This window comes from Stenotrophomonas nematodicola, assembly GCF_009467805.1.
GTDB lineage: Bacteria > Pseudomonadota > Gammaproteobacteria > Xanthomonadales > Xanthomonadaceae > Stenotrophomonas > Stenotrophomonas nematodicola.
The window spans coordinates 402,106-420,392 of the sequence record NZ_WIAY01000002.1; the positions used below are offsets into that span (position 1 = coordinate 402,106).

An 18,287-nucleotide genomic window follows, 5' to 3' on the forward strand; every position below is an offset into this window, starting at 1 on the left:
AGGCACCGATTTCAGCCGAAATCCGGATTTAGATCGAACTAATTTCACTTGTCAGGGTGGGTCCGCCTGTTGCAGCATCGGACCGGTTCCGATCCACCACCCGATCGCATGGCCCGTCCCCCGCCGGACATGCATCGCCTCTTCGGCCGCCCCCGTGGCGGCCGGTGCGATGCTGTCTGACGTGGTCGCCGATGCGGGCCCTGCCTGCCGCCTGCCCTTTCGGGAGACCCTTGCATGACCCTGTCCGCCCCCCGCCACGCCCTCCTCCCCCTGGCCCTCGCCGTGGCCTGCGCCGCTGCGGCGTTCCCCGCCGCCGGCCAGGGCCTGCAGACCTCGTTCGAAGCCGGGCAGCCGTCGCCGACGGCCACTGCCGCTGCGGGCACGCTGCGGGTTGCGGTGGGCAACGGACCACGCGCGCCGTACGCGGCCAAGGCCGGGGTGGGCTACAGCGGCCTGCGGGCGCTGCACTACACCAGTGCGGGCGGTACCGCACGCACGCGGCTGTTCGCCACCGACCTGACCATCGATGCCGATACCACGCTGTCGTGGCTGGTGCTGCCGGAAATCGTCGCCAAGGACACCGTCGCCTCCACGTATGTGTCGTTGGACCTGGTGCTGGACAATGGCCAACGCGTCTCGGCGAGCGCCGCGCGCGACCAGCATGGCGTGGCGCTGGGCGCCCGCGCGCAGGGCGACTCGAAGACCCTGTATCCGCAGCAGTGGGCGCGCAAGGCGGTCCGGCTGGGCGATGTGGCCGGATTGCGCGGGCGCCGCGTGGTGGCACTGGAGCTGGAGGTGGCCGCCGCGGACGGCGCGCCGGTGTCGGGCTGGATCGATGACATCGTGCTGGACGCGCAGCCGCGCACAGTGCCGCAGCGACCGTCGGACTGGGTGCTGACCACCCGCGGGACGCAGGCCAACGGCACGTTCTCGCGCGGCAACAATTTCCCGGCCACGGCGGTACCGCACGGCTTCAACTTCTGGACCCCGGTGACCGACGCCGGCGCGTTGAACTGGCTGTACCGCTGGAACGAGCAGAACGATGCGTCCAACCGCCCGCAGTTGCAGGCGCTGGCCCTGAGCCATCAGCCCAGCCCGTGGATGGGCGACCGCCAGACCTTCCAGGTGATGCCCTCCACCGCGCGTGGCGTGCCCGTCGCCGACCGCGCCAAACGGGCGCTGACCTTCTCCCACGACAACGAGCGCGCGCGGCCGTACCGGTACGACGTGCGTTTCGACAACGGCCTGTCCGCTGCGATCGCGCCGACCGACCATGCCGCGCTGTTCCGCTTCGAGTTCCCGGCCGAGGGCGATGCCAACCTGCTGTTCGACAATGTCGACGCGCGTGGCGGTCTGACGCTGGACGCCGCCAGCCAGACCCTGTCCGGCTACACCGACACGCGCAGCGGGCTGTCCAACGGTGCCACCCGCATGTACGTGGTGGCCCGCTTCGACCGCCCGTGGCGCAGCAGCGGCCGCATCGAGACCGGGCGCCCCACCGGCTACATCAAGTTCGACGTCGACCACGACCGGCGCGTCACCATGCGCATCGCCACCTCGCTGATCTCGCTGGACCAGGCGCGCCACAATCTTGCGCTGGAGCTGGCCGCCGACGATGACCTGGAGCGGGTGGCCGCGCGCGCGCAGGACGCCTGGGACGCGCGCCTGGCACCTTTCGACATCGGCGATGCCAGCGACGACCAGAAGACCACGCTGTATTCCAGCCTCTATCGTCTGTATCTGTACCCCAACTCGGGGCATGAAAACGCCGGCACCGCCGCCGCGCCGGACTGGCGCTATGCCAGCCAGGCCAGCGCCGCCGACGACAACACCGACGGCAGCGCTGTGCGCAGCTTCGCGCCGGTGCGCGACGGCAAGGTGTACGTCAACAACGGCTTCTGGGACACCTTCCGCACCACCTGGCCGGCGTACGCGCTGTTCACCCCCGACGATGCCGGTGCGCTGGTGCAGGGCTTCCTGGAGCAGTACCGCGCCGGCGGCTGGGTCGCGCGCTGGTCTTCGCCCGGCTATGCCGACCTGATGGTGGGCACCAGTTCGGACGTGGCGTTTGCCGATGCGTGGCTGAAGGGCATCGGCGGCTTCGATCCCGAAGAGGCCTACGCGGCTGCGTTGAAGAACGCCACCGTGGTGCCACCGGACCGCCATGTCGGCCGCAAGGGCATGGACCGCTCCACGTTCCGCGGCTATGCCAGTGCCGACGTGCACGAGGGCATGTCGTGGACGATGGAAGGGGCGCTCAACGACTTCGGCATCGCCAACATGGCCGAGGCACTGTCCCGTCGCGCGGGCAGCGCTGCCGCGCGCGCACGCTACGCCACCGAAGCCGACTACTTCCGCCACCGGGCCGGCACCTACGCCACCCTGTTCGATCCGGCGGCGGGCTTCTTCCAGGGCCGCACCGCAGACGGTGCGTGGCGCGTGGACGCCAAGGACTACGACCCGCGCGTGTGGGGCCACGACTACACCGAATCCAATGGCTGGACCTTCGCCTTCACCGCCGCGCACGACGGCGAGGGCCTGGCCGCGCTGTACGGCGGACGCGACGGGCTCGCCGCCAAACTGGATGCCTTCTTCGCCACCCCCGAAACCGCCGACCCGGCCTTCGCCGGCTCCTACGGCGGGACCATCCACGAAATGACCGAGGCGCGCGATGTGCGCATGGGCATGTACGCACACAGCAACCAGCCGGCGCACCACATTCCGTGGATGTACCTGTACGCCGGACAGCCGTGGAAAACCCAGAAGCACGTGCGCGAGATCCTGTCGCGGCTGTACGTGGGCAGCGAGATCGGCCAGGGCTACCCGGGCGACGAGGACAACGGTGAAACCTCGGCGTGGTACGTGCTGGCCTCGCTGGGTCTGTACCCGCTGCGCATGGGCGCGCCGGAGTACGTGATCGGTTCGCCCCTGTTCCGCCACGCCAAGGTGACGCTGCAGGGCGGCGCGGTGCTGACCGTGAACGCGCCGGAGAATTCGCGCGACAACGTGTACGTGCAGTCACTGAAGATCAACGGTCGGCCGTGGGCGAAGACCTGGGTGCCGCACGAGGTGATCGCCAAGGGGGCCACCCTCGACTTCGTGATGGGCCCGGCGCCGTCGACATGGGGAACCGGCCCGGACGACGCGCCGCGCTCGCTCACCGCGCGTGGCCAGCGCCCTGCCCTGCTGCATGACCTGCTGGGCGCCGGCGCACAGGCGCAGACCGCCGATGGCGCGGCATTGCCGGCCCTGATCGATGACGATGCCGCCACCACCGTGCCGGTGGGCACCGGGACGATCGTGCTCACCGGACTGGCCGATGGCGCTGCCACGATGTACACGCTGACCAGCGGCACCGGCCCGGTCCGCGGCGGCGCATGGACGCTGGAAGCGCGTCGCAGCGGCGGCCGCTGGACCACGCTGGACGAGCGACGCGGCGAAGCCTTCGACTGGGCGCAGCAGACCCGGCCGTTCGCCATCGGCAGACCCGGCCGCTACGCCGAGTACCGCCTGCGCATCGCCGCGCCGGGACGGATGCAGCTGGCCGAGATCGAGCTTCTGGCACCGATGGGGGAGCACTGAGCATGGGCATGACCGGTTTTCTGAAGCACGCGGCCGGCACGACCCTGCTGCTGGGGGCGCTGGGGGCGTTCGATGCGGCCGCGTTCGACGCCACCGAGCACCGGGAGGGTGTGACCCTGACCTACAGCGATCCATCAGATGCGCTGGCCGCCCCGGTGCGGTCACGCATCATCGAGACGTTCTTCGCGGCCTACGTGCGCGAACGGGCCGACTTCCATCCCGGCGCACCGGCGCAGGTGCGCATCGTGATCGATCCGGGCTACGACGGCATCGCGTACGTTGGCGAGAAGGAAAAGGCGGCCACCATCACCATCAACCCGGCCTGGCTGGCCAAACACCCCGACGACATCGACCTGGTCACGCATGAGGCGATGCATATCGTGCAGGGCTATCCGGAGTACGCCAACGAACGCGTGCCGGGCTGGCTGGTGGAGGGCATCGCCGACTACGCGCGCGACCGCTATGGCAGCGACAATGCCGCCGCTGGCTGGGCGCTGCCGACGACGGTGAAGGATGGGCAGAACGTCGAGACCGGCTACCGGGTGACCGGCGCGTTTCTGAAGTGGGGCGAGGCGCGACACCCGGGCCTGGTGAAGGCCCTGGACGGCGCATTGCGCGACGGGCGGTATACACCGGCCCTGTGGGAGCAGCAGACCGGCCTGGCGTTGCCTGCGCTGTGGGCGCAGTACGCCCGGATCGACAGATGAGGCCGGGATGGCAGCGCCCACCGCCGGTCGACGGGGCGCATCCGCGCGCCAGGGCATCGGTGGCAGTGCGGAGGGCCGCCGACCAACGGCCGGCCCTGCCGGGTCAGCGTGCGCGGACCAGGCCGGCGTACAGCGCGAACAGCTGTTTGAAGTACCGCTTGGTTTCTCGATGACGCATGACACCGCTCCGCAGGCTGGCCAATGATGATCTGGTCGGGCCCAGGGTGGGGGCGGCCGCGTGGACCGTCCCCACGGCCGGGCCGCGTGGGGGTATTGGGCCCTTGGGAGGTTGCAGGCGGGTGACGCCTGTGCGGCGCGCGTATGGCAGAGGCACTGCGCGAAACCAGAACGCGCCCCGAAGGGCGCGCGCTGGCAACCGGTCGTGGGAAGAACGCCTTAGGCGTTCTTCTCCGCCTCCAGCTGCTTGCGGATCTGCGCATCCACGGCCGCGATGGCGGTCATGTTGAGCACACGGCGCGAGGTCGCGCTGGTGGTCAGGATGTGCACCGGCTTGGCCACGCCCATCAGGATCGGGCCGATCGCCACGCCATCGGTGAACACGCGCACCAGGTTGTAGGCGATGTTGGCCGCCTCCAGGTTGGGCAGCACGAACAGGTTGGCACGGCCCTTCAGCGTGCTGTCCGGCAGCAGCTTGTGGCGCAGCGCCTCGTCCCACGCGGTATCGCCCTGCATTTCGCCATCCACGTTCAGGCGCGGATTGCGCTTGAGCAGCAGCGAACGCACGGTGCGCATCTTCAGCGCATCCCTGGAATCGTGGCTGCCGAAGTTGGAGTGCGACAGCAGCGCCACCTTCGGTTCGATCCCGAACAGCTTCATGCGGTAGGCCGCCTGCAGGGTCGCTTCGCAGATCTGCTCGGCGGTCGGATCCTCCTGCACGTGGGTGTCCACGAAGAAGAACACGCCCTGCTGGTTGATCACACCGGTCATGGCCGAGGTCGACGTCACCTTCGACTCCAGCGGCAGCACGCTGCGCACATAGCCCAGCTTCTTGTGGAAGCGGCCGACCACGCCGGTCAGCATCGCGTCGGCTTCGCCGCGCGCGACCATCACCGCCGCGATCAGCGTCGGGCGCGACCGCATCAGGTTCTTGGCGGCCGCCACGGTCACACCGCGACGGCCGGTGAGGTTGTGGTAGTACTGCCAGTAATCGTTGAAGCGCGGGTCGTCGTTGATGTTGGTGATGTCAAAGTCGACACCGGCCTTCATGCGCAGGCCCATGCGCTCGATGCGCGATTCGATCACGTCGGGGCGGCCGATCAGGATCGGCTGCGCCAGGCCTTCGTCGACCACGTTCTGCACCGCACGCAGCACCACTTCCTCTTCGCCCTCGGCATACACCACGCGCTGCTTGTCCGAACGCGCGCGGTCGTACACCGGCTTCATCATCAGGCTGGTGCGGTAGACGAACTGGGCCAGCTTCTCGCGGTAGGCGCCCATGTCGGCCACCGGACGGGTCGCCACGCCCGAATCCATCGCGGCCTGTGCCACGGCGGCCGACAGCTCGACCAGCAGGCGGCGATCGAACGGGCGCGGAATCAGGTAGTCGCGGCCGAAACTCGGGGTCTCATCGCCATAGGCCGACCCCAGGTCGCTGGCCTCGCGGCGTGCCATCGCGGCGATCGCGTGCACGCAGGCGATCTTCATGTCTTCGTTGATCGCGGTGGCGCCCACGTCCAGCGCCCCGCGGAACAGGTACGGGAAGCACAGCACGTTGTTGATCTGGTTCGGGTAGTCCGAACGACCGGTGCCGATGATCGCGTCCGGGCGTACCGAACGGGCCACTTCCGGCATGATTTCCGGGGTCGGGTTGGCCAGCGCGAAGATCACCGGGTCCTTGGCCATCGTCCTGACCATGTCCGCGGTCAGGATGCCCGGGGCCGAAAGGCCCAGGAAGATGTCCGCACCGTCGACGATCTCGGCCAGCGTGCGCTTGTCGGTATCGCGCGCGTAGCGCGCCTTCTCCGGGTCCAGGTCGCTGCGGCCGGTGTGGATCACGCCGTCGCGGTCGAAGGCGAGGATGTTCTCCTTCTTCAGACCCAGCGACACCAGCATGTTGACGCAGGAAATACCCGCCGCGCCCATGCCGGTGGTGGCCAGCTTCACGTCTTCGATCTTCTTGCCGGTGACGACCATCGCGTTGAGCACTGCGGCGCCGACGATGATCGCGGTGCCGTGCTGGTCGTCATGGAACACCGGGATGTTCATCCGCTCGCGCAGCTTGCGCTCGACGATGAAGCACTCCGGGGCCTTGATGTCTTCCAGGTTGATGCCCCCGAAGGTCGGCTCGAGCGAGGCGATGATGTCAACCAGCTTGTCCGGGTCGTTCTCATCGATCTCGATGTCGAACACATCGATGCCGGCGAACTTCTGGAAGAGCACGCCCTTGCCTTCCATCACCGGCTTGCCGGCCAGCGGGCCGATGTTGCCCAGGCCCAGCACGGCGGTGCCGTTGGAGATCACCGCAACCAGGTTGCCGCGGGCGGTGAGTTCGCTGGCCTGCTGAGGGTCGGCCATGATGGCCTCGCAGGCGTGTGCCACGCCCGGCGAGTACGCCAACGACAGATCACGCTGGGTCAGCATCGGCTTGGTCGCTGCGACGCGGATTTTGCCCGGCGGCGACATGCGGTGGTAATCGAGGGCAGCCTGTTTGAAATCTTCGTTGGACATCGCTTTCTGCAGATGAATGGGCGAGAGGAACAGGGGATCATACCCCCGTTGGCGTGGCCGGACCTGTCGCTACGCTGTCGCGGTCATGCTGCAACCGCACATAATCCAGCGCAGCGCGGCGGCCGTTCGCCGGCGTATGCAGGCCAGCCTGCCGCGCGCAGATGACAGCGCGCATCCGACGTTGGGAACAAAACATGGCCGTGCCGCCCCGGCAGGAACGACACGACCATGCACCACACAATCAGATCACCGGGCTCAGTGGGCCGCGGCCGGCAGCGGCGCCGGCAGGTCGTCCACGACCAGCGGCGGCAGCTCCGACTCGCGGCCATCGAGCACCATCGCCAGACGGTCGCGGTCCAGCGCGTTCTCCCAGCGCGAGACCACCACAGTGGCCACGGCATTGCCGATGAAGTTGGTCAGCGAGCGGCATTCGCTCATGAAACGGTCCACGCCGAGAATCAGCGCCATGCCGGCCACCGGCACCTCCGGCACCACGGCCAGGGTGGCGGCCAGGGTGATGAAGCCGGCGCCGGTGACGCCGGCAGCGCCCTTGGAGCTGAGCATCGCCACCAGCAGCAGGGCGATCTGGTGGCCCAGGGTCAGTTCGGTGTTGGTGGCCTGGGCAATGAACAGCGCGGCCAGGGTCATGTAGATGTTGGTGCCGTCCAGGTTGAACGAGTAGCCGGTCGGGACCACCAGGCCCACCACGGACTTGCTGCAGCCGGCCTTCTCCATCTTCTCCATCAGCGAGGGCAGTGCCGATTCCGACGAAGACGTGCCCAGCACCAGCAGCAGCTCGGCCTTCAGGTAGCGGGCCAGCTTGAACACCGAGAACCCGCACAGGCGGCAGACCACGCCCAGGATCACGGCCACGAACAGGAAGGCGGTCAGGTAGAACGACCCCACCAGCCAGGCCAGGTTGACCAGCGACCCGACCCCGTACTTGCCGATGGTGAAGGCGATCGCGCCAAAGGCGCCGATCGGGGCGGCCTTCATCAGGATATGGACCAGGCGGAACACCGGGGCGGTCAGCGCCTCCAGGAAGGTCAGTACGGGGCGGCCCTTCTCGCCGGTCAGGGCCAGCGCGATGCCGAACAGTACGGCCACGAACAGTACCTGCAGGATGTTGCCCTCGACGAAGGCGCTGACCAGGGTGGACGGAATGATGTCCATCGCGAACCCGACCAGGGTCAGTTCGTGCGACTTCTCCACGTAGGTGTGGACCGCGGTCTGGTCCAGGTCGGCCGGGTTGATGTTCATGCCGGCACCGGGCTGCACCACGTGCGCCACCACCATGCCCACCACCAGCGCCAGGGTGGAGAAGAACAGGAAGTAGGCCATCGACTTGGCGAACACCCGGCCCACGGTGCGCAGGTGGGTCATGCCGGCGATGCCGGTGACGATGGTCAGGAAGATCACCGGGGCGATGATCATCTTGACCAGCTTGATGAAGGCATCGCCGAGCGGCTTGAGCGATTCGGCAAACGCCGGCTCGTAGTGGCCGAGGATGGCACCCAGCACGATCGCCACCACCACCTGGAAGTACAGCTGGCGGTAGAACGGCAACGGCTTGGCCGCGAGCGGCGTGGAAGTGGGAACGTGCATGGGAAGCTCCGGCTGTATCACGAAGGAGGCCGGCCGCAGCGGGCGGCATCGGGCGTGGCCTTTTTACGCCGCCGTCCGCGCCACGCAGATAACCTATTGGTACTAGCCCCCCGGTTCAGCTCCCGCCGCTGCCTACACTGCACCGGCACCGCGCCCCCACGGCGACGGGTGGCCGTACCGGCCGGGGCCCTCCCCCACAGTTTTCCGGTCTGCGGCCGTTGTTGTTCTGCCCCATTCCTTTCAGATTGCCGATGCCCATGCGCCCGACCCCCCTGTTCCTCGCCCTGACCTGCCTGACCGCCGCGCCCGTGGCCGCCACTGCGGCGGACTGGGACAACTGGCCGACCAAAGTGGCCTTCAGCGACGGCACCGAGCTGGCCGCCACCGCGAACATTGCCTACGACCTCAACGACTTCTCCAACGGCAGCGGCATCGAGGATGCCGATGCGGTGCGGCGCAAGGAGTTCGGCGCCACCCTGAAGAAGAAGGGCGTCTACGACGCGATGGTCTATTACGACTTCCAGGCCGATACCTGGCTGGACGTGTTCGTGCGCGTTGAGAGCAAGGCGTTCATCGGCCGCGACATCGGCCGTTTCCGCGTCGGCTACATGAAGACCCCGGTTGGCCTGGATGCGGGCACCTCCTCGCGCGCCGGCAGCTTCCTGGAGACCGCTCTGCCCGTGCAGGCGTTCTACGAAGGCCGCCGCACCGGTGCCGAATGGGTGCTGGAACGCCCGCAGTACCTGCTCCAGGCCGGCGCCTACGGCGGCAAGGACCTGCAGGGCGACAACCCCGGCACCACCCAGGCAGTGCGCGCGGTGTGGACCCCGTTCAAGGCGGCTGGCGACGTGGTCCACCTGGGCCTGGCGTATTCGCAGGAGAACCCGCGCGGCTACCGCGATGGCCGCGACGTGCACCATGCGGCCAGCGCACGCCTGCGCGCGCGCCCGGAAGCCGGCCTGACCGACATCCGCCTGGTCGACTCCGGCGCCCTGACCACCGCCGATCAGATCCGCCGCACCGGCCTGGAAGGCATCTGGATCCGGGGCCCGTTCTCGGTGCAGGGCGAAGCCCTGCAGACCACCGTTACCCGTGAGGGCAAGCCGGACTACACCGGCCACGGCCAGTATGCGATGGCCAGCTGGGTGCTCACCGGTGAATCCCGCCCGTACAGTGCCGGCGCCGTGGCCAACATCAAGCCGGCCCACAATTACGGCGCGGTCGAACTGGTGGCGCGCTACAGCCGCCTGGACCTGGACGACGCCGATGTCTTCGGTGGCCGCCAGCACGACTGGACGCTGGGCGCCAACTGGTACCTCACCAGCCACTTCAAGTTCCAGGCCAACTACGTGAAGGCCGACGCCAGCCGTCGCGGCGTGCGCACCCGGCCGGAGATCGTCGAGCTGCGCGCACAGATGCACTTCTGATCGACCTGCGCAGGGCGGACGTGCACGCCGCGCCCGCCCTGCGACCGTAGACTGCCGCCATGTACTGGCTCGGCCGCCACCGCACCCTGTTGCTGACCCTGCTGCTGATGATCGGCGGCACGTTGCTGTGCGCGGCCGCGGCCGGTCACTACGCCTGGCGGCGCGCGCTGAACGATGAAAGCGGCCAGGTGCAGCGCCAGCTCGCACTGTACGGCCAGGGCCTGCAGCAGCGCGTCGACCGTTTCGGCACCCTGCCGCAGGTGCTTGCGCTGGACCCGGACCTGCGCCGCGCACTGCTGCAACGCCCGGATGCCGCCGGCGCGCAGCGCCTCAACCTCAAGCTGCAGCAGGCCAACCAGGTCACCCGCGCTTCCACACTGACCCTGGTCGGGCACGACGGCGTGGCCGTGGCCGCCAGCAACTGGGACCAGGCCAGCAGCAACGTGGGCGAGGACTACAGCTACCGCCCCTACTACCGCCAGGCACTGGCCACCGGCCACGGCCGTTTCTACGGCATCGGCATGACCACCGGCGTACCCGGCTACTACCTGTCGCAGGCAATCGAGGACAACGGTCGTCGCATCGGCGTGGTGGTGATCAAGATCGAACTGGCGGCGCTGGAGCAGGAATGGCTGTCCAGCCCCGACGTGGTGCTGGTCAGCGACGAACACGACGTGGTGTTCCTGGCCAACCGCGATGCGTGGCGCTATCGCCTGCTGCGCCCGCTGGGCGCGGCCGAGCGGCGCGAGATGCTCGACAGCCGCCAGTACGCCGACCGCTCGCTGCAGCCACTGCGCGCGCGCACCGGCAGCGTGCTGGACGATGGCGGGCGGATGGTGCGCCTGCTCGACCCCGTGCTCCCCGGCGAGATGCTCTGGCAGACCCTGGCGCTGCCGGAAGAGCAGTGGAACCTGCACCTGCTGCACGATGCCGGCGCGGCCACCAGCGCCGGGCGCAGTGCCGCCATCGGCGGTGGCGCGGCGTGGCTGGCACTGGGCTTCCTTGTGCTGTTCGTGCAGCAACGGCGGCGCCTGGCCGCGCATCGCCAGCGCAGCCGGCGCGAGCTGGAGAGCGTGCTCAAGCAGCATGCACAGGAGCTGCGTACCGCGCAGGACGGGGTGCTGCAGGCCGCCCAGCAGGCCGACAGTGGTCTCAGCCGCAGCCTGGCGCACCTGCCGCAGGGCGTGGTGGTGATCGACAACGAACAGAAGCTGGTGGCATGGAATGCGCGCTATCTGGAGCTGTTCCGGTTTCCGTCCGGCCTGATCCAGGTGGGACGGCCGATCGAAGAGATTTTCCGCTTCAACGCACGCCGCGGCCTGCTCGGCCCGGGGCCGATCGAAGAAGCAATCGAGCGTCGCCTCAACCATCTGCGCAGCGGCCGCCCGCACATGCGCGAGAGCGAGAAGGACGACGGCACCGTGCTGGAGATCCGCGGCAATCCGCTGCCCGATGGTGGCTTCGTGACCAGCTATGCGGACATCACCAGCTACAAGAACACCGCGCGCGAGCTGCGCTCGCTCGCCGATGCGCTGGAGCATCGCGTGGCCGAGCGCACCCGCGATCTCGACGAGGCGCGGCGTGAGGCCGAGCGCGCCAACCGCTATAAATCGCGTTTCGTGGCCTCGGCCGTGCACGACCTGCTGCAGCCGCTCAACGCAGCGCGCATGTTCGTCTCGGTGCTGCGCGGCAAGCTGCAGGGCGATCCGCGCGCACTGAGCGAGCATGTCGATGCGGCACTGGCCGCGCAGGACGCCATCCTCAACAGCCTGCTGGACATTTCGCGGCTGGAATCGGGCACGCTGCAGACCCGCGTGCAGCCGTTCGCGCTGTCGCCGCTGCTGGAAACGCTGGCCCGCGAGTTCGGTATCGCCGCCGACGCGCGCGGGCTGCAGCTGCGCTGGGTGGATACACGCGCGGTGGTGGTCAGCGATGAGGCGCTGCTGCGGCGCATCCTGCAGAACTTCCTGTCCAATGCGCTGCGCTATACCCCGCGCGGCCGCGTGCTGCTCGGGTGCCGCAGGGGGGGCGAACAGCTGCGCATCGAGGTGCACGACCAGGGCCCGGGCATTCCGGAGAGCCTGCAGGGCGAGATCTTCGAGGAATTCCGCCGGTTGGATGACGGCGTGGACCAGGAGCGCGGGGCGGGCCTGGGACTGGCCATCGTGGAGCGCATCGGGCGCCTGCTCGGCCATCGCATCGCGCTGCGCTCCACGCTGGGACGCGGCAGCGTGTTCAGTGTGGAGGTACCGCTTGGCGAGGCCAGCGACGTGGCACCGGCGATGTCCGCCGCAGCATCGCCAGCGTCGCCCGACCCCGGCGACGACAGCCCGCTGCGCGGTTGCCGGGTCTGGAGCATCGACGACGACCCGCGCGTCTGCACCGCCACCCGCACGCTGCTGGAGCGATGGGGCTGCCGCGTTGATCTCGCCGACGGCCCGCAGGCTGCGCTGGACGCAGCCACGCCCGACAGCGTGCCGCAGCTGGTGCTGCTGGACGTACGCATGGGCGACTTCGCCGGCCCGGCACTGTACGAAGACCTTGCCGGGCGCTGGAAGAGCCGTCCCCCGGTGATCCTGGTAACCGCCGAGCGCGATGAGGCACTCAGGGCCAGCGCCGCTGACAAGGGCTGGGGGTTCCTCGCCAAGCCGGTCCGCCCGCCAGCGCTGCGCGCATTGATGACGCAGCTGCTGGTGCGCCACCGCGGATAGAACCATTGCTTCTGTAGAGCCGACGTCCAGTCGGCTATCGCGCGAAGCGCGGGGGTTCAAGGGGTCGGAAGCCGGCCCATCGCGCGCGGTGCAGAGTTGTCGGTGGCGGAGCGGAAAGCAGCCGGCCAGAGGCCGGCTCTACGGGGATCGGAGGCCGGCTGCCGCGCGCAACACCGGATGTTCGGGTATCGGACGCCGCCGTTGTAGAGCCGACGTCCAGTCGGCTATCGCGCGAAGCGCGGGGGTTTAAAGGTCGGAAGCCGCCCTGTCGCGCGCGGCGCAGGGTTGTCGATGGCGGAGCGGAAAGCAGCCGGCCAGAGGCCGGCGCTACAGGTCGGTGGCGCTGCCTTCCGGTTCCAGGGCTTTGACGAGCACGGCCGCCTGGGTGCGGCTGTGGCATTCGAGTTTCTTCAGGATCGCAGTGACGTGCACCTTGACGGTGTTCTCGGCCAGGCCGAGTTCGTAGGCGATCTGCTTGTTGAGCAGGCCGTCGGCCAGGTACAGCAGCACACGGAACTGCTGCGGCGTGAGCTGGGCCAGACGCGCGGCCAGCAGGGCATCGGATTCGGAACGTTCGGCGGCCATTGCCGGGAACCACACACCGCCCTCGAGCACGGCCGACACGGCCTGGCCGACGGTCTCGGCGGGCGCCGACTTGGGAATGAAACCGGCCGCGCCGAACTGCTGCGCACGGCGGATCACCCGCGGGTGGTCATTGGAGGAGACGATCACGACCGGGATGTCCGGGTGCGCACCGCGTACATGCAACAGCGAGGAAAACCCGCGTGCGCCGGGCATGGTGAGGTCCAGCAGCACCAGTTCGATCTCCGGGTGCTGGTCCAGCGCGGCTTCCAGCGTGGCGGCGCTGGCCACTTCGATCACCTGCGCCAGCGGCAGCGCCTGGCGCAGGGAATGAACGACCGCCGCGCGCAGCAGCGGGTGGTCGTCGGCGATCAGGACGGTCAATGCACTCATGCGGTCATTGTAGTGACGTTGGCGGTTCGCGGCGGTGGTCAGCGACGCATGCCGGCACTGCGGTGGCGCCCGGCGTTACCGGTCCTGCTGGAGCATGCTGCCACGCCAGGCGTCGAGGAACTGGCGGCGCTTGAGCCCGTCCAGGTACACCAGCAGCCCCGGCCCCAGCTGGATCGGCCGGTAACTACGCTCGGGCGAGCGCCCGCGCTGCTGCCCCTGCGCCGGCAGGATCGGCATCAACCGCGCCTCGCGCGACAGCACCTGCTGCCCACGCGGCGAGAGCAGGTAATCGAGGAAGCGGCGTGCCTCTTCGGCGTGGCGTGCGCTGCGCGGAATCACCGCCGTGCGCAGCACCACCAGCGTGTAGTCCTCCGGCTCGACAATGCCCAGCGGCGCGCCCGCATCGATGCGCGCCTGCGCATACGAGCCCAGCACGTTGTAGACGAGCGACAGTTCACCCCGGCTGACCTTGTCCAGCAGCACGCCGGTGCGCTCTTCCAGCTGCACCTGGTTGTCGCCCAGCGCGCCCAGCAGCGCGCCGGCCATGCTGCCGCGCTGCCCATCCTGGGTGGCAAGCAGGTAGCCCACGCTGCTGCGTTCCACGTCGTAAGTGCCGACCCGGCGCAACAGGGGCGCGTCCGGCGCGCGCAGCAGTTCCAGCAGCTGCCGGCGCGTGCGCGGAACCCGGGCCGCCGGCAGCGCGCGGGTGTTGTAGACGATCGCCACGGGCTCGTAGCTGATCCCGAAGGCCTCGTGCCGCCATTGCGCCCAGCCGGGCAGCGCATCGGTCTGCGGCGAGCGGTGCGCCAGCGCGTGGCCGTCATTGACCAGCTTGGTCTGCAGGTCCATGCCCGAACTGATCAACATGTCCGGGGCGGCCGGCCCCGTGCGGTCGCGCAGGTAGCGCGCATACATGTCCTGGGTGATCACGTCTTCGTAGACGATCTCCGTGCCCGGGTGCAGCCGCTGGTAATCGGCGATCACGGTGGCGAACACTTCAATGTCGGTCGAGCCGTGGATGCGCAGGTGGGCCGTGGGCACGCCCTGCGCGGGGAAGCGCTGGACATCGCCCGGCGCGGCAACGGCAGGACCGCAGGCCAGGCAAAGCAGGAGCAGCAGGCAGCGCAGCGTCATGGGTGCATCCTCGGCAGGCGGATGGTGGCGATGAGGCCACCGCCGCCCACGCGGTTGGACAGATCGATGTGTCCGCCGTGGCTGTCCACCACGCGCTTGACGATGGCCAGCCCCAGGCCGGCGCCCCCTGCGGGCGCGCCCTCGCCGCGGGCGAAACGCTCGAACACACGCTCGGCATCGGCCGCGGCGATGCCCGGGCCGTGGTCGGCCACGGTCAGCACGCAGAACCCGGCGGCTTCGGTGAGCGCGATCTGCAGCGGGCCGTCGCCACCGTACTTGAGCGCGTTGTCGATCAGGTTCTTGATCGCTTCGCGCAGCAGCAGGGCGTCGCCGTTGACCCAGGCCGGCGCCGGGCTTGCCGCCAGCTGCACGCGCGGGGCGGGCAACGCCTGCGGCAGCGCCTCGTGCAGCGCCTGGTGCACGATCTCGGCCAGGTCCACCGCAGCGAAGCGTTGCAGATTGGCGCGGTGGATCACGCTGGCGTCGCTCAGCAGCTGGTTGAGCAGCCGGCTCATGTGGGTGGCATTGCGCTCGATCGCCTGCAGGCTGCGCCGCATGTCGTCCGGGTCTTCATCGTCCAGCGCCAGCTGCGCCTGGGCGCGGAGTGCGGCCAGCGGCGTGCGCATCTGGTGCGCAGCCTCGGCCATGAAGGCGCGCAGGGTCTCGTTGCTGCTCGACAGCCGCCCCATGAAGTGATTCAACGCCCCCACCATCCTGTCCATTTCGCGCGGGACCACCGCATCCAGCGGCCGCAGGTCGGACGGTTCGCGGCGGGCCAGTTCACGCTCCACCCGCACCAGCGGACGCAGTGCGCGGTGCACGCCGATGCCCACCAGTGCCAGCGACATCAGCGACAGCACCACGATCGCCACCAGCGCGCGGGTCACCATGTCCTGGGCCAGCACTTCACGGGCGCGGCGGGTCTGCCCGACCTGCACGCGCACCTCGCCCTGCGCCGACGGCGAGGACACCCGCCGCGACACCACCACAAAGCGCACCGTCTCGCCGCTGTAGGGTGCATCGAACAACTGTGGCCGGTCGCTGGGCGTGCGCGGCGCGGCCGGCAGATCGTCGTAGCCGGTAACGGTGCGATCATGGGCATCGGACACCCGATAGAACACGCGGTCCTCCGGTGCCATCGCCAGCAGGTCCAGCGCCGCGTACGGCAGATCGACCTGCCATTGCGCCTCCACCAGCGCCACCGAATCGATGATCGACAGCGCCGAGGACACCAGCAGGTGATCGTAGGAGCGGTTGGCCGCGCGCTGGCCGTAGTCACGCGCGCCGAACAGCAGCGCCACCGCGAACAGCGCCATCAGCCCGCCCAGATACAGCCACAGGGTGTGCCGGATCGAGCGTGGCGTGGCGGCAGCCTCAGCGGCCATCGTCCGGCTCCGCAGTCCCGGGGTCCACCACTTCCAGCAGGTAGCCGCTGCCGCGCACGGTCACGATCCGCAGCGGCGCGCCGGCGAGCTTGCGGCGCAGGCGCCCCACATACAGCTCGATGGCGTTGGGGCCGGCGTCGTCATCGAAGCCGAACAGCCCGTTGCCGATCTCGTCCTTGCCCACCACCTGCCCCAGCCGCCCCATCAGGATCTCCAGCAGGCGGAACTCGCGGTTGGGCAGATCGATCGGCTGTCCGTCCAGGCTGACCCGGTGCGCGGCGTTGTCGAACTGGAAGCCACCGACCTGCACCACCTCGCTGGCCTGGCCGCGCGCGCGGCGCAGCAGCACACGGCAGCGGGCCTCCAACTCGCGGAAATCAAACGGCTTGCCCAGGTAGTCGTCGGCGCCTACGTCCAGCGCCTGCACCCGGTCTTCGATGCCGTCGCGCGCGGTGAGCATCAGCACCGGGGTGCTGTCGCCGCGCTCGCGCATGCCCGCCAGCACCCGCAGACCGTCCAGCTTGGGCAGGCCGATATCCAGCACCACCAGATCGAAACGCTGGTAGCGCAGCACGCTGGCAGCAGCCAGCCCGTCGTTCTGCCAGTCCACGGCATGGCCGCTGCGGCGCATACGACGGACGATCGCATCGGCCAGGTCCGGGTTGTCTTCCACCAGCAGGATGCGCATCGGTCGGGATCGGGAACGGTGCGCGAATGCTAGCGCGTACGGCCGCCGTCGTGCGATGCGCTGCGGTGCAGCAAGCGCTGACAGGTGGATGACAGCTTCCCGGCACTAGGCTGCGCGCTCGCATCGCCCCGTGCCGATGTGCTTGCCGTCACCCCATCGACAACGTGTACCTGGGAGGGTCCGTGGAACTGAATTCGCTGCGCTGGCGCGCGCCTGTTGCCTGCACCCTGCTGTTGCTGGGCGCCCCCGGTTGGGCCGCCGACGGCAGTGACGACGACCGCCCGGTCACCGCCAGCGTCGGCGGCCGCCTGCACCTGGACTTCGCCGACTTCGACAACGACAGCCGCGGCACCCCGAACAAGGACGACACCGAAATCCGCCGCGCGTGGATGGACGTGTCCGGTCGCTTCTTCGCTGTGGACTACAAACTGGAAGCGGATTTCTCCGGTGACCGTGTCGAGGCCAAGGACGTCTATGTCAGCCGCGACTTCAGCGGCGGCAAGCTGACCGTCGGCCAGTTCAAGCAGTTCTTCTCGCTGGATGACCGCACCAGTTCCAATTACGGCTCCTTCCTGGAGCGCGGCAACGCCGGCACCACCTTGGCCCCGCTGTACCGGCTGGGTGCTTCCTGGCAGGCCGCCAAAGGCGATATGACCTGGGCCGCCAGCGCCTACAGCCTGGAGAGCATCGACACTTGGCAGGCCAAGGGCCGCGCCGCCGGCGGCCGGGTCACGTGGGCGCCCGGCGCCACCGCCGGCGACGTGCTGCACCTGGGCCTGTCGCTGGCCCACGAGCGCTACGACAACCCCGGCGCGAACGGCGCGCCCGGGCTGAAGATCCGTCCGCGCCCGGCCGGCCACCTGTCCGACAACAGCCGCCTGACGCTGGTCGACTTCTCGGCCGGCCGCGATACCGACGTCAACAAGTGGTCGATGGAGTATGCGCAGGTGCGCGGGCCGCTGTCCTGGCAGGGCGAATTCAGCGGCGCCACCTTCGACGATGGCAGCCAGCGCGCCACGGTGATGGCCGGCTATGGCCTGGTGAGCTGGTTCGTCACCGGCGAATCGCGGGCGTATGACCGCAAGACCGGTCGCTTCGCACGGGTCAAGGACCTGCGCCACAAGGCAGGTGCCTTCGAGCTGGCGCTGCGCTACGACCAGATGCGCGGCGACCAGCACCTGATCGGCCAGCCGGACCTGATCGATGCGCGTACCGACGCCTGGACGCTCGGCGGCAACTGGTACATGCGCCCGAACCTGCGCTTCATGCTCAACCTGATCGAAAGCCGCAACCGTGACCGCCTCGCCGACGCCACCGTGGACCGCACCCGCGCGGTCACCGGCCGCCTGCAGTTCGATTTCTAACCCCACCCCCACGTTGCAAGG

Annotated in this window: 11 protein-coding genes; 5 read left to right on the forward strand and 6 right to left on the reverse strand. The window is 69.1% G+C overall.

Annotated features, from left to right (window positions below):
- Positions 1 to 234 precede the first annotated feature (234 nt).
- Positions 235 to 3,582 (forward strand): GH92 family glycosyl hydrolase, encoded by a 3,348-nt coding sequence (locus tag GDJ08_RS09310; protein ID WP_153164745.1) that lies wholly within the window; start codon positions 235 to 237, stop codon positions 3,580 to 3,582.
- Between the two features lie 2 nt (positions 3,583 to 3,584).
- Positions 3,585 to 4,289, forward strand: coding sequence for a basic secretory protein-like protein (locus GDJ08_RS09315; protein WP_017357307.1), 705 nt, complete (start codon positions 3,585 to 3,587; stop codon positions 4,287 to 4,289).
- 396 nt (positions 4,290 to 4,685) lie between these two features.
- Here GDJ08_RS09315 and GDJ08_RS09320 read toward each other — a convergent pair whose 3' ends face one another.
- Together GDJ08_RS09320 and GDJ08_RS09325 are read right to left on the reverse strand one after the other, a co-directional pair.
- Positions 4,686 to 6,977 carry an NADP-dependent malic enzyme gene (locus GDJ08_RS09320; protein ID WP_136002927.1) on the reverse strand — a complete coding sequence of 764 codons (2,292 nt, stop codon included), beginning with the start codon at positions 6,975 to 6,977 and terminating at the stop codon, positions 4,686 to 4,688.
- A gap of 255 nt (positions 6,978 to 7,232) precedes the next feature.
- Entirely contained in the window at positions 7,233 to 8,582 is a 1,350-nt protein-coding gene (locus tag GDJ08_RS09325; RefSeq protein WP_017357310.1) for a dicarboxylate/amino acid:cation symporter, read from the reverse strand.
- 257 nt (positions 8,583 to 8,839) lie between these two features.
- Between GDJ08_RS09325 and GDJ08_RS09330 the strand changes: the two genes are divergently transcribed.
- Together GDJ08_RS09330 and GDJ08_RS09335 are read left to right on the forward strand one after the other, a co-directional pair.
- Entirely contained in the window at positions 8,840 to 10,009 is a 1,170-nt protein-coding gene (locus tag GDJ08_RS09330) for an OprO/OprP family phosphate-selective porin (protein ID WP_017357311.1), read from the forward strand.
- 59 nt (positions 10,010 to 10,068) lie between these two features.
- The gene (locus GDJ08_RS09335; RefSeq protein WP_153164747.1) at positions 10,069 to 12,720 is read left to right on the forward strand and encodes a hybrid sensor histidine kinase/response regulator; all 2,652 of its coding nucleotides are present in this window, start codon (positions 10,069 to 10,071) and stop codon (positions 12,718 to 12,720) included.
- A 327-nt stretch (positions 12,721 to 13,047) separates the two neighbouring features.
- Here the strand turns inward: GDJ08_RS09335 and GDJ08_RS09340 are convergent, their stop codons facing one another.
- From GDJ08_RS09340 to GDJ08_RS09355, 4 genes are all read right to left on the reverse strand, one after another.
- The gene (locus GDJ08_RS09340; protein WP_153164748.1) at positions 13,048 to 13,695 is read right to left on the reverse strand and encodes a LuxR C-terminal-related transcriptional regulator; all 648 of its coding nucleotides are present in this window, start codon (positions 13,693 to 13,695) and stop codon (positions 13,048 to 13,050) included.
- Between the two features lie 75 nt (positions 13,696 to 13,770).
- The gene (locus GDJ08_RS09345; protein ID WP_017357357.1) at positions 13,771 to 14,829 is read right to left on the reverse strand and encodes an ABC transporter substrate-binding protein; all 1,059 of its coding nucleotides are present in this window, start codon (positions 14,827 to 14,829) and stop codon (positions 13,771 to 13,773) included.
- Complete coding sequence (locus tag GDJ08_RS09350) at positions 14,826 to 16,214, reverse strand: sensor histidine kinase (RefSeq protein WP_017357356.1); 1,389 nt, start codon at positions 16,212 to 16,214, stop codon at positions 14,826 to 14,828. Before GDJ08_RS09350 ends, GDJ08_RS09345 begins: the two co-directional genes overlap by 4 nt.
- The gene (locus GDJ08_RS09355; protein ID WP_017357355.1) at positions 16,204 to 16,902 is read right to left on the reverse strand and encodes a response regulator transcription factor; all 699 of its coding nucleotides are present in this window, start codon (positions 16,900 to 16,902) and stop codon (positions 16,204 to 16,206) included. The genes GDJ08_RS09350 and GDJ08_RS09355 overlap by 11 nt, the downstream gene beginning before the upstream one ends.
- 182 nt (positions 16,903 to 17,084) lie before the next feature.
- Between GDJ08_RS09355 and GDJ08_RS09360 the strand changes: the two genes are divergently transcribed.
- Positions 17,085 to 18,266, forward strand: coding sequence for an OprO/OprP family phosphate-selective porin (locus GDJ08_RS09360; RefSeq protein ID WP_153164749.1), 1,182 nt, complete (start codon positions 17,085 to 17,087; stop codon positions 18,264 to 18,266).
- Positions 18,267 to 18,287: the final 21 nt, after the last annotated feature.